The sequence below is a fragment of the Roseivirga thermotolerans genome (assembly GCF_014653175.1).
Lineage (GTDB): Bacteria > Bacteroidota > Bacteroidia > Cytophagales > Cyclobacteriaceae > Roseivirga > Roseivirga thermotolerans.
In genome coordinates, this window is the sequence record NZ_BNAG01000001.1 from 825,163 (window position 1) to 838,194 (window position 13,032).

The 13,032-nt window shown below is 41.5% G+C and carries 11 protein-coding genes; 1 reads left to right on the plus strand and 10 read right to left on the minus strand.

Translation table 11 applies throughout. The features are described 5' to 3' along the window. Positions 1-336: 336 nt before the first annotated feature. The 9 genes from IE164_RS03545 to IE164_RS03585 all read right to left on the minus strand — a co-directional run bounded on the left by IE164_RS03545 (position 337) and on the right by IE164_RS03585 (position 10,470). A complete protein-coding gene (locus tag IE164_RS03545) occupies positions 337-1,947 on the minus strand; it encodes an Ig-like domain-containing protein (RefSeq protein WP_189628798.1) in 1,611 nt (536 codons plus the stop codon). Further along, a complete protein-coding gene (locus IE164_RS03550) occupies positions 1,944-2,807 on the minus strand; it encodes a class I SAM-dependent methyltransferase (RefSeq protein WP_189628799.1) in 864 nt (287 codons plus the stop codon). Before IE164_RS03550 ends, IE164_RS03545 begins: the two co-directional genes overlap by 4 nt. A gap of 6 nt (positions 2,808-2,813) precedes the next feature. Beyond that, positions 2,814-4,679, minus strand: a complete 1,866-nt coding sequence (gene mnmG / locus IE164_RS03555) for a tRNA uridine-5-carboxymethylaminomethyl(34) synthesis enzyme MnmG (protein WP_189628800.1) — start codon at positions 4,677-4,679, stop codon at positions 2,814-2,816. Positions 4,680-4,759: 80 nt separating this feature from the next. Continuing rightward, entirely contained in the window at positions 4,760-5,191 is a 432-nt protein-coding gene (gene ybeY, locus IE164_RS03560) for an rRNA maturation RNase YbeY (RefSeq protein WP_189628801.1), read from the minus strand. Between the two features lie 4 nt (positions 5,192-5,195). Continuing rightward, positions 5,196-5,597, minus strand: coding sequence for an ATP-binding protein (locus tag IE164_RS03565; RefSeq protein ID WP_189628802.1), 402 nt, complete (start codon positions 5,595-5,597; stop codon positions 5,196-5,198). Positions 5,598-5,606: 9 nt separating this feature from the next. Next, positions 5,607-8,900 carry a DUF4175 family protein gene (locus IE164_RS03570; RefSeq protein ID WP_189628803.1) on the minus strand — a complete coding sequence of 1,098 codons (3,294 nt, stop codon included), beginning with the start codon at positions 8,898-8,900 and terminating at the stop codon, positions 5,607-5,609. Between the two features lie 106 nt (positions 8,901-9,006). Beyond that, positions 9,007-9,765 carry an exodeoxyribonuclease III gene (locus IE164_RS03575; RefSeq protein ID WP_189628804.1) on the minus strand — a complete coding sequence of 253 codons (759 nt, stop codon included), beginning with the start codon at positions 9,763-9,765 and terminating at the stop codon, positions 9,007-9,009. Then, on the minus strand, positions 9,762-10,127 hold the full coding sequence (locus IE164_RS03580; protein ID WP_189628805.1) for a hypothetical protein: 366 nt from the start codon (positions 10,125-10,127) through the stop codon (positions 9,762-9,764). The genes IE164_RS03575 and IE164_RS03580 overlap by 4 nt, the downstream gene beginning before the upstream one ends. After that, positions 10,120-10,470, minus strand: a complete 351-nt coding sequence (locus IE164_RS03585; RefSeq protein ID WP_189628806.1) for a carboxymuconolactone decarboxylase family protein — start codon at positions 10,468-10,470, stop codon at positions 10,120-10,122. Before IE164_RS03585 ends, IE164_RS03580 begins: the two co-directional genes overlap by 8 nt. A 25-nt stretch (positions 10,471-10,495) precedes the next feature. Here IE164_RS03585 and IE164_RS03590 point away from each other — a divergent pair, with 25 nt between their 5' ends. Further along, the gene (locus tag IE164_RS03590) at positions 10,496-11,191 is read left to right on the plus strand and encodes a ComF family protein (protein ID WP_189628807.1); all 696 of its coding nucleotides are present in this window, start codon (positions 10,496-10,498) and stop codon (positions 11,189-11,191) included. Positions 11,192-11,260: 69 nt separating this feature from the next. On the opposite strand, the gene IE164_RS03595 is transcribed toward IE164_RS03590, so the two are convergent. Beyond that, positions 11,261-12,838, minus strand: coding sequence for an SUMF1/EgtB/PvdO family nonheme iron enzyme (locus tag IE164_RS03595; RefSeq protein ID WP_189628808.1), 1,578 nt, complete (start codon positions 12,836-12,838; stop codon positions 11,261-11,263). Positions 12,839-13,032: the final 194 nt, after the last annotated feature.

A 13,032-nucleotide genomic window follows, 5' to 3' on the forward strand; every position in this document is an offset into this window, starting at 1 on the left:
TAAATATTAAATAATTTTTTATCATTTCTATTAGGGCTGTGTAAAAGTGGATAAGTGAGTTATCCATGTGGAAGAAATGAAAAGGTGTATGAAACGTTGATGAGTTCATGGTTATTCACACAAGCAGCTTTTTTAAGTTACTGATAGATAACATCTTATTGCTAACTGTTGATAACGTAGGCATTTTGTGGATATTGAGCATTAACTCTGAGGGGTGTGAATGAGTTATGGATATTATGTGAATGGAGACTGTTGATATCTCTTTTGGGTACTAATTGGCGACTTGTTGGGGATAGTGAGTGAGGAATCCACAGACTTATCCATAGTTATTCACAACTAAAAGTTGATGTTAGTATCTGTTGTTGCCCAGTTTTTTCGGACTTCTATTACTTTGGTTTGGTAGTAATTGTCGTAATAGAAATGAACGGGTTCAGGTGGAGTATTGGTGAGTAAATTACCAATATCGAAAAGTCCGTTGCCATTCACATCTTCAATAACTCGTATCATGTATCGTCCGGGAGGTAATTGTGTGAAGCTGTAATTTTTGTTGTAGCTCTGCTTAAGTATTTTTAGTGTGGTGGCATTTAGGAGCTGTACAATGATGTTTGGTTTGTTTGTTAGGACCTGACCTGAGATTGATGCCAATTCTGATTCGGGTATAAACTTGAACGTTTGAGTGTATTGTTTGGAGGTATCTTGGTCTATGGATATGAAACTCCCTTTGCCTGCTGTAAAGTTTAATTCGGGGTTGGTATTACTCATATAATCACTTAGAGTAAGGTTGGTATACAGTTCCGTCTTGTACGGGTTGAATTGAAAATCTTGGCTGTTGAGGGGAATGGTTCTAGTAGAATCTAGTTGAAGGATAAGACTATCAGCACGCAATTCCAAAATAGGTTTGCTAAACGCAAGAGTTAGGTGAGTGCCTTTTACTACATTGGGTTTTTCCGGAACAGTGTTAACGGAGAAGGCTGTCTTTTCGAGTTTTGACTGTGTGAAGTATAGTTTCACAGTATCGCGGAGAGTATTGTTGATGGAGTCTTTTGCGGTATATATAAGAGGTACTGTATCGTTAAAATTCTGTTCGTACCGATAGAATCTTATTTTCTCTGGCCCTTGGGGCTGATAGTAAAAGTTGTCGTCATTCTCTATGCGGAAGTCCGTAATAGGTTTACTGAAAGTAATATCGAAATAGCTGGCATAGTGCCTGGCAGAGAGTCTGCGGAGGTCGGAGGTATTCAGGTTTTGGACCGTAAAATTTATATTTTCTAAAGGGCTTTGCAGATTTAGCGTGTCAGGAAAAAAACCGTATCGTTCGTTTTTTGAATCTGCCTTATTATTGTTGTTTTTGTCGTTGGTGGCATATATACGGTATTTACCTGAGGGCAGATTATTGAAGGTGTAGTTGCCTGTGGAATCAGTGAGTGCAAAATAAGAGGCCACACCATTCAATATATTGGTGGTATCTGAGGAAGGAAAAAGCGAAACAAGAGCGTTTTCCATGGGTTCCTGCGTGTATAGGTATTTAATGTTTCCACTTATGCTGAGAGAGTCGATATAATCTCCGGTGCTGAAACTGATGTTTAGATTGTCTACGGGGTTGTTGTTGGTAATGTCTTTTATGGTCTTACCAAAAGAGATAGAGTATGTGGTATTGTCTTTAAAAGGTTCAAAGAAATAAAGCTCTACCTCGTTTTTCTTTACCCTTGCCCTGAAGCTGCCGGTTATTCTGGGGGTTATTATTAAATCAGATTCTATGTTTTGTGTAGTTACCCACTCATCAAAGGTTAGAAGTATGGTTTGTCCTTTAAACTGTGTTTGCCCGGTAGTTGGAGTGGAGGAAATGAGCTTGGGTGGTGTGTGATCTTCTGGTCCTCCTGAGGGAGTACTCACGTTGGCACACCCAAAAACTGCAATGGCTATGATAAATAGGACTATACCTCTCATTTACTCAAAATGTAGATTAAACTGCTATATTCTTTGTTTCGTTTGGCCTTTTGGTTGGATATAAATCCTTGTACCGCGGCCGGTACTATGGGGAACTTGCTTCCTTTATATTTTTCGCTCAACAAGCTCACATAGTAGCTATCGAAATACAACGGGTGGGTGGCTACAATATTTAAACCAAACTTTTTGGCTAGATGAGTAATACTTTTTTGGGAGAAATGATACAAATGTCTGGGTACGTCATAGCCTGCCCAAAATTGTTCATAGTGTTGGGCATCGTAGCTTTTATAATTGGGGAGGGCAAGAATCAGGATACCATTTCTATCGAGCAAAGTGCATAGTTGCTCCAAGGTTTCATTCAGTGAATGCACATGTTCTAATACATGAAAAAGGGAAATACAATTGAAACAATCCTCGATTTGATTTAGCTCTTTAACCGGAAGGTCCCTGCTTGTGCTAATCTTTCTGGCTTGCTCATCCGGTTCTACTCCTGTTACCTCCCACCCCTTTTGGCTCATGTGTTGAAGGAATGAACCCACACCACAGCCATAGTCAAGTAGCTTTCCTTTAAAAGAGTATTTCTCTACTATGCGTTGCTTGTATTTTAAGTTTTGTGACTGAATAAGATTGTATAATCTATTGAACAGACTATTGATTTTGTCTCCATGAGATATGTAACTACCTGATTTATAGTATTTTATAATATTATTCTCTTCTGGTCTGGGATTGGTAAAGAGAGTGTGGCACTGCCTGCAACCCTGCAATTGGAACACCTCTTGGGTACCGAAATGGTCTTTGACCGACTGGTGGTCTTCCAGCGAGTTTGAACCACAAATAAGGCAATCTCTAATTTCTTCCACCGTCTGCTATCTTCCCATATAAACCATTAGTACAGATATGTCGGCTGGTGACACTCCACTTATTCTCGAAGCCTGACCTAACGTAGAAGGTCTAATTTTATTGAGCTTTTCCCTGCCCTCTGCAGAAAGTGCCGGAATCTGGGAGAAATCGATCGACATAGAAATTTTTAAATCTTCGAGCTCAGCCATTTTTTGAGCCAGCTTCATTTCCTTATCAATGTAGTCTTCGTATTTGATGTGTATGTCTGCCGACTCAATTATTTTCTCATCATACTTATTGAGGTAGTTGGCATAGTCAGGACCAATTTCTTTAAGGTGATTAATATCAAGCTGGGGTCTCTTAACTAATTTATTCAAAGTAGTGCGGTGTTGAATACCTGCCGTACCATGTGCTTCTAGCATAGGATTGGCCAGTTCTGGATCTACTTTTTTCTGTTGAAGGTCATTAATGAGCAGGTTGAGTTGCCGTTGTTTTTCACGCATTTGCTCGAAGCGTTTTTCACTAGCCAGGCCTATGTCGTATCCTTTTTTTGTAAGTCTGAGATCCGCGTTGTCTTGGCGTAGTAGAATCCGGTGTTCGGCCCTGCTGGTAAACATTCGGTAAGGCTCATTGGTACCTTTGTTAATCAGGTCATCTATAAGCACACCTATATATGCCTCAGATCGTGAAAGTATAAATTCCGGCTGCTGAGTGACTTTTTGATGCGCGTTTATACCGGCAATGAGTCCTTGACATGCGGCTTCTTCGTAACCGGTGGTACCGTTGATCTGACCGGCAAAGAAGAGGTTTTCCACGAGTTTAGTTTCAAGAGTCTGGCTCAATTGGGTTGGTGGAAAGAAGTCGTATTCTATGGCATAGCCAGGTCTGAACATTTTGACTTGCTCGAAACCCGGTATTTTGCGAATAGCCTCATACTGCACATCTTCGGGTAGCGAGGTTGAGAATCCGTTGACATAGATTTCAACCGTGTTCCATCCTTCCGGCTCAACAAATATTTGATGTCGATTACGTTCGGCAAAACGGTTGATTTTGTCTTCAATAGATGGACAATATCTTGGACCTAATCCCTGAATACGGCCATTGAACATTGGTGATCGGTCGAAACCTTTTTCCAGTATTTCATGAACTTGAGGATTGGTGTAGGTGATGTAACAGCTTCTTTGTTGTTGCAAAGGACTGGTTTCATCACTAAAAGAGAACTTTTCAGGCTTTTCATCTCCGGCTTGTTCTTCCATCAACTGGTAATTGAGCGATCGTCCATCTACACGAGGTGGTGTTCCTGTTTTCATTCGTCCGGCTTCAAAACCGAGGCTTACCAATTGTTCGGTTATGCCTTTAGAGGCTGCTTCACCTGTTCGGCCACCACCAAACTGTTTTTCTCCTATATGGATGATACCGTTGAGAAATGTTCCGGAGGTTAGGATTACAGCTTGGGCTTCAAACTGTATGCCCATCCCTGTAGTAACTCCGGTTACACGATCACCAGACGTGGTGATTCCGGTGACCATTTCCTGCCAAAAGTCTACGTTTGGGTTGCGTTCAAGGGCAAGTCGCCATTCCTCTGCAAATCGCATCCTGTCGTTTTGAGTTCGAGGACTCCACATGGCAGGCCCTTTGGACTTGTTGAGCATGCGAAACTGAATCATAGACTTGTCCGAGATTATTCCGGACATACCACCAAGGGCATCTATTTCACGTACAATCTGACCTTTAGCCACCCCCCCCATTGCCGGGTTACAAGACATTTGGGCAATTGTGTTCATGTTCATGGTTATAACCAGAACCTTAGAACCCATTGTTGCGGCAGCATGTGCTGCTTCACAACCTGCATGACCGGCACCAACTACTATGACATCGTATTTAGGATACATATGTTTTCTATAACCAACTGTTCCACGTGGAACAATAAGTGTATTTGAAGACTTAAAGTTTCACGTGGAACACTAATGTTTTAAATATGAAGCAAAGATAAGCAAGCTTCTTCTCTTTTTCTCATGGCCTGTTTTTGCTCAGGAGTTTTGTCGCCTTGTCCTAATAGGTGGAGTATACCGTGGATCATTACACGGTGTAGTTCTGTGGAGAAATTGGATTGGTGTTGTCTGGCATTATCCTTTACACGATCGATCGATATATATATATCTGAACACAGCCCTGGATCATAGTCGTCTGTGTTGTCAAACGTGATAATGTCTGTGTAGTAGTCATGATTGAGGTATTGCCTATTAATGTTCAGTAAATAGTCATCAGAACAAAAGATGTAGTTGATTTCTTCGATAGCTCGATTTTCCGATTGTACAATGGAATGTATCCACTGACGCAACTTGGTCTTATGCTTAAGGGTGTAAGAAATGTCTTCAGTGAAGAAGTTGATTTCACCTGACATAGTGTTAGTCGAGATAAAAGGTTAACTCCACTGTACGCCCCTCATCTTTGAATTGAATCTCATCAGCCAGGTTTTTCATTATAAATATTCCCCGGCCTCCTACTTTCTCGAGGTTTTCAGGTGCCGTGGGATCTGGTAGGTTTTTGTGATCAAAACCAGGGCCTTCATCGGTAATGGAGAAGATTACTTGTCCTTCGAGAAGATTGGCGCTAAGTCGTACATTCTTTGTCTTATCGGTTTTGTTACCATGGAGAATGGCATTATTTACCGATTCTACTACGGCTATCATAATGTTGCCATACACATCGTCTGTTAGATGGTACTTTTCCTTAGCGTTGTCTATAAAACTCTCTACAATACGAATGTTCTCAACGAGAGAGGGTATTTCGATACTTATGTGCTTCATGCAATGAACTCAGTTCTTTTCTTTGATCCGTTTGAAGTATTTATTGGTTTCTTTCTTGTAATATGGATTGAGCTTTGCCGGAATTGTCCTTAATAGTTCAATTTCTTTTTCTTTGGCTTTTAGATATTCGTTGAGTGAAGGTGGAATTGATAGCTCGAAATCGCGCGCTGTTTTGGCCTCACGCTCATCATCTTCTCCCCTCTCTCGCATGGAGTTTTCTGCATCCAGAAGCCTTGTAAGTATCTCTTGCTGACGTTCAATGGTCTCATCAGTGATATTTTTATTGATGAGGTCCCATTCGTTTTGCTCCATTTGTTCAAAAAGCTTCTCAATTTTTTCGCCTAATTTATTTCCGTCCATGCCTGTTTCAAAGTTTTCGAGCGCATTTCTTAGTCGTTCCTGCTGAGCAGCCATACGAGCTAGTTCTTCCGATAGCTCTCTGCCACTTTTTCCACTTCCTTTCAGGTCTTTAATTTGTTGGCTTAGCTGTTTTTGAAGTTCCGATAGACCTCCTGGCTGAGGTTTGTTCTTTTGATCTTTGCCCTGGCCATTACTCATTTGACTAGCCATTTGCTGTTGCATCTGCTGCAATACATCATCGAGCAATAAGGCAAGGTTGTTTATGGAGGTCATGGTAAACTGTTGTTTACCGATTACTTCGTTGATGCGTTTCTCCTTGAGTGATTCTATGGCACCATCCATTTGACGATTCATTTCGGAAAGCTCTTTCATTATGAAGGAGGATATCTGAAAAACGCGTTGAGAAAGGGCAACAAGGCTGTCTTGAATAATTTGCGAATCATCTTTTAGTTTAAGTTGTTCTTGTCCGAGCTTAACAACTCGAGGGTCGCCCTCTCTTATTTCTTTGAAAGATTCCATTAGCTCTTCCTGGTTAAAGGAAAGGGTAACCAGATTATCTACAAGATCGCGGAGGTTGTCCATATTTTCCATTTGCTGCTCCATTTGCATATTGCTTTGAACAGACTCCAAACTTTGCTTGAGCTGCTGCATCTTCTCGCCTGCCCGTTGCTGCGACTTTACGGCCCGTTGCTGAGGGCTCTGACCATCTTCAGAATTCTTTTCGTCTATCTCCAGGGCATCTTGCGCATCTTGCTGGTCTTGCTGTATTTCCTCTAACTGCTCGCGGGCATCTTTGGGCAGATCGTCCGGATTTTTACGATTCTTGTTAATCTCATTGAGCTTGTCTATTTGCTCTTTGAGTTTGTCGATGTCTTCTTTTTCTTGCTTCTGTTCCTGGGCCAATTCTTCTTCGGTTTTAGAAGACTCTTCCGTTTCTTTTTGTAGCTGTTGCTGGTCTTGAATGGCTTCGTCAAGCTGCTCCAGTGTTTCATCCAATGTCATTTCAAACTGAAGCTTTTTAAAGAGTTCCAGAGTTCTCTCCAGGTCTTCTTCCAAATTGCCGCTATTTTGCTGCAATTCTTCCATTTTTTCTCTAAACTCCTCAATATCAGACTGTTCTTCTAACAACTGACGTAATTCGTCATAGAGCTTTTTGGTTTCTTCATCGAGCACATTGTTCATGATTTCCTGAAGCTGCTCCATTTTTTGCTTTATCTCTTCACTTTGAGGATTGAATTGATCGAGTTTTTGATTATTGAGTCGATTTTCCTTTTTCAGTTCCTCAACTTTATTGGCAAGCTTTTCCTTTTGTTCAAGAATTTCCTGCATTAGCTTTTCGTCTTGCCAATCCATCTCTTTTTTGGTCTTTAACCTTTCGTCAGCTTGCTGAATTTTTCTGTTCAGCTCCTCAGCTTCTTTAAGGGTGTTGTCAATGGATTGTTGAATAGCCTGACTCGACCTTTCTATGTCTTCTTCTAACTCTTCTTTAGGTGGAATTTTAAAGGTATAAGCAGCAGATTTAGATGATTTATAGCCATTAACTCCATCATTGTCAGACACTTGCATATAATAAGTAAGCTCAGCTCCGGCCTTTACTTTTGCCGTATCAAGCTTAAAAATATGATAGTAGGATTGATCGAGTGTGGCAGGGTTGAACAATACCTCTTCCGTTTCATAATTTTCTCCATCGTAGCTATAAAAAAGGGCTAGAGAAGAAAAGCCATAATCATCTTCAATTTTGCCACCTAAGACAATGTTGCGGTAAAGAACAGTGTCTTGATACTGATCCAGTACGATTTCAGGGTTGCGATCTTTAATTACCTCAATCTGAAATTTTAAGGAGTCTTTGTTGGTACTGTGTTCGTTGAAAAGTCTGATAGAGTAAGCTCCTGAAAGCTTAAGCTTATCTTCGGCCACAAACTGCTGCCCTGATTTTTTCTGCGCCTGCAATGTTTTGGAGGCTGACTCAAAAAAGAGATTTACACCATTGGCATTTGCTGCAGAAATGTTCCACGTGGCTATTGTGCCTTCTGGTATGGTGAGGTTTCCGGAGTTTTTAACCGACTCATTGGCTATGCGGGTATAGTCTGGATAATCCAACTCAATGTGGAATAAAGAGATACTAGGTCGGGCAAAGGCTTTTACGGTATAGGTGGGCGATACTACACCTTCTGCTTCAACTACAAAAGATGTATTGTTTTGCAGGCGATTGATTTCATATTCGAACAAGCCGGGACCTGTTTTAATAGTTTTGATTTTTCGGCCGTTAAGCCTTATGAATAAGTCTTGTGGAACGGCTCTTCCCTCTGTCTTCACACGAACGGTAAAGGGTTCGTCTTTATAGCCTGTAAGGGCATCTCGGTCTATAAAAATGTTGAATGGAGCCTCTGGTATAAAATCGCTACTGTAGCTAATGATGCGCGTAGAACTTTCGGTAATGAACTGCGGAACAAAAATGAGCAGTAGTATTAAGACAGTAGCAGGTAAAAAGCTGTATTTGAGATACTTCTTATTGGCCGAAAGATCGATGGCACTGGCGAAAGGGAATTTTTGAATCTGTTGGCTTTTTTGCCGAATGCTCGCCACCAACAGATCACTTTGTTTGTCGCTTAGTTTTTCTAGCTGGATTACATTGAGCAATTTATCGGAAACCTCCGGAAAGAACTTACCAATCTGAATGGCAGCCTCTTCATTGCTCATTTGTTGTTTATGATTGAACATGGACAACAAGTGCCTGAATACCAAGACAATAAATGCTACCAATGCGCCAAACACAAATCCGTAAAAAAGTAGGGCACGGCCTGTTTTTGAGAGGTGTGCAGAAAACTCAATGGTATTAATTAGTAGAAAAGATAGTAACAGAATGCCGATTAGAATAAGACTACCTCTAATGGCTTTATTCTTATAGTATTTTCTCTTGTAATCGTTTAACTGTCTTATCAAGGACTCATTAGAACCCATAAGCATTATGCGTTAGCCTACCTTAATTACGCAAATAGTTTCTAAAGGATTGTAAAACAATTGATAAACAGGCAAATAAACTTTGTGTTTAGTCTATTTCCAGTACAATAGGACAATGGTCTGAATGCTTGGCCTCGGGCATTATATAGGCATTTTTCAATCGATCCTTTAATGGTGAGGTAGCCATATGGTAGTCGATACGCCAGCCTTTGTTGTTGGCCCGGGCATTGGCCCGGTAGCTCCACCAGGAATATTGATGAGGTTCTTGATTAAACACCCGGAAGGTGTCAATGAAGCCTGAATCAACGTATTTGGTTAACCAGGCACGCTCTTCAGGTAAGAAGCCTGATGAATTTTTGTTTGAAACCGGGTTGTGAATGTCTATTTCCTTATGAGCAATGTTGTAATCTCCACTAATAATAAGGTTGGGGATTTGCTTTCTTAAATCATCAACATAATCTTGAAAGAAGTCGAGCCACTGGTATTTAAAGTCTTGTCGAATATCTCCACTGGTTCCACTGGGCATGTAAACCGACATTACAGAGAAGTCGTTAAAATCGGCTCGAATAACCCTTCCTTCATTATCATAGGTTTCATTTCCACAGCCATGTTCCACGTGGTTGGGTTTTGTTTTGCTAAGAATTGCAACACCGGAGTAGCCTTTCTTTTCTGCGTTTTCCCAGTACATATAGTAGCCCATTTCTTCATAGAAGTTTTCTACTTGATCTGGCATGGCCTTTAGTTCTTGCAAGCAAAGAATATCCGGGTTTGCTTCTGCGAGCCACTCTTTAAAACCTTTATTAATAGCAGCTCGAATGCCGTTTACGTTGTAGGAGATTATTTTCATGCTTGTATTACTAATTCAAATTCTCTCTCAAAATACTCTAATACATGCATTTTGAGAAGCTTTTCCTGGTCCAGCAGATCGAACCGGGGTAATTTTTTAATGAGTTTCCAGTGTGGCCAGCCGTCTGCATCGTGGCCTTGCAGCTCATAGTATCCTGAGTAGCTCAGTACTTTGCAAATAGCTATGTGCATGAGGTCTTGCTTTTCCTCTTTGCTGAACTGTGAGGGCCCGCGGCCTAACTCTTGTACCCCAATAAGAAAAAGAACACCATTCAGGTCTTTAGGGCGTTTGCCAATCACTTCTTGTATAGATGCCATTAACTTTGCCCACCTTACATGGAGTTCAAGATCCTTCTTATACATTCTCTTCCGATTGAAGTGCTTCCCAGTATTCTACAGCTCTTCTAAGGTGCGGTATTACAATTGATCCGCCAATTAGGTTGGCAATTGAAAAGGCCTCATACATTTCGGCAGTAGTAATCTTGAGTTCGTGGCATTTCCCCAGATGGTATTTGATGCAATCATCGCAACGAAGCACCATAGAGCAGGCTAAGCCCACAATTTCCTTAGTTTTTACATCCAGTGCTCCCTCAGCGTAGGCGTTGGTGTCCAGATTAAAGAAGCGCTTCAGCACTTTATTGTCGGCCGCCATGATCTTTTCGTTCATTTTGGCTCTGTAGTCATTAAATTCTTGAACTATACTCATATTAATTTGATTAAATTGGATGAATATGAAAATCAAGGAATACTGGAATGATTTTCTTTCTCTCATTTACCCCAATCTGTGTTTGGGATGTGATGATCCACTTCCACAGGGAAGCAAATATATATGTCCTAAGTGTCATTACAACCTGCCCAAGACGAATACTCACGCCTTAGAAAGGCATACTTTTCAGGAAAAGTTCATGGGCTTGGTGCCTTTCAGCCATGTGTTGGTGTATGCTTACTTTATTAAGAATGGTATAATGCAGCACGTATTGCACGCTTTGAAATACAACGACAATCAGGAGATTGGTATAATGTTGGGCCGGTGGTATGGCCATGATTTGCTTCTAGGCGGTTATGCCGATGCTTTTGATGCTATTGTTCCGGTGCCATTGCACCCAAAGAAACAGGAGATAAGAGGGTACAATCAGGCGTATTGCTTTGCGCTTGGCCTTTCGGAAGTATTAAAAACTCCGGTGGTTGAACATGGCCTCATTCGCACTAAACATATCGATAGCCAAACCAAGAAAGGCAAAGTGAACCGAATTTTAGATGTTGAAGGAATTTTTGAGGTTCAGGAAATAGATCGGCTGAAGGATAAACGCGTGCTTTTGGTCGATGATGTGCTGACCACAGGTTCGACACTGGTGGCTTGCGCTACACCTCTTCTGGCACTGCCTTGCCAGGCATTAAGTGTGGCCGTTATGGCAGGCGTTAAGTAAACTTAAAGCATGTGGTAATAAAAAAGGCGGTTTCAACAACCGCCTTTAGCAATGCTTTTTCGTATAAGCCTATTTTCTTCCTCCAAACACTTTGCCTACTATGCCATTCGATTGGTCGAGCTGTTGTGTACCAATCGAAATCATGGCACAACGGAAGCCAATGGTGTTGGTGGCTTTGTCTAAATCTAAGTATCTGCGCGTACCTGGAGCCATCCAGTAGGCCACATCTTTCCACGAACCACCTTTATAAACTTTTGCTCTGTCGTTTATCAATGATCTATACTCAAGGCTTTGGTTGGCAGCCACACTGTCTCGGGTTCTTACAGTTTGCCACCCATAATTAGTTTCGGGGTCACTGGTGCCGTCTTTTCTTACAGGGTTCAGGTCATCAAAATCGCCAAACGAAAGAGGTCTGTAGGTGTCGAAAACCCACTCACTCACGTTACCGGCCATATTGAATAAGTTAAAATCGTTAGGCTCTCTGTTGCCCACTGGCTCGGGTATTACGGAAGCATCGTTGTTCACATTTCCGGCAATACCGGCATAGTCACCACGGCCTCTTTTGAAGTTGGCTAGTAATTCGCCTCTCTTTTTACCGTAAGGGTTTCTTACGCCTCGGCCATCCCAAGGGTAAATTCTTCCGTACTCTTCGTTCTCGTCCAGGTAAACCGTTCCTACAGTAGCTTTTGCAGCGTACTCCCACTCGGCTTCATTGGGTAGTCTAAAGTCTGGCAAATAGATACCTCTTTCAATAAATCTTCTTCTGTTTTGTGGCAGGTTAATGTATTCCACAACCTCTTGCTGAAACTCGTCAAAATCGGCTATCTCTATTACCTGACCCTGGCCTGCAGCATTTACAGTACCAATAGGTTGCCCACCAATAGCTAATTGATATTCTCCGGTAGTCTGATCTTTGACCAGAAACTCTTCCAGAAACTCTGCCGGAAGATCATCATAATCCATTTCAAAGATGAGCTTCAGGTTTACAAAGTCTGTTCTCCATTTGCAATAGTCTACAACTTGTCTCCACGATACACCAACAACCGGGTATTTATTAAAACCGGGGTTGCTGTAGTAGTTTTCTGAATACACGTCATTAAAGGAGAAGTCACTGGCCCAAACATCATCGTCTGGTATAATGTCTTCGTAATTCTGTGGGTTGCTTTTGCTGTGAGTAGGCCCTGTGTAGTCAGGAATCCATGCCTGAGGAGGGTTGCTCAGGTTCTGATTATCATCATCGTTGGGGTCTAGTATACTCACGTTCTTGGGAAGAGACAGGGGCTGAGGGTTGTACTGAAACCACACGTATTCCTTCCAGTTGCTATTGGTTACCTCCGTTTCGTCCATAAAGAACGAGTTTACAGTAACCGTACGTTCAATATTGTCTCTGGAGCCATACAAGTCTTGTTCGAAAGACCCAAGTATAGTTCTACCGCCTTGAATGAACACCATTCCCGGAGGATTAGGTAGTTCTTTGTCGTCATACGGGCGGTAACCCAGAAGATCTTTTTTTGTAGCATACTCCTCGCCTGTTGCAGCACTGATATTGTCTTTTTTGCCGATACCGAGAAGTGAACAGGAACTGGCTGAGCAGAGAACCATTAAACCCAATAGTCCTGCTTTTATCTGACCCACGCTTGTTTTCATTTTAGTATTCTTTTCCTAAGTCTAGGTGAAATTTGAACTTGCTAATATAAACTTATGTGCAAATCTATCACAATCCAGACGGTCAATTCAAAGGGTGAACGCCCGGTTTGCCTATAATATTTTCAAAATTAGCCAGATTTATTGTACAACTGTTTGTTTTATAAGGTCTTTGCTTATTCGTAATGATATAATAA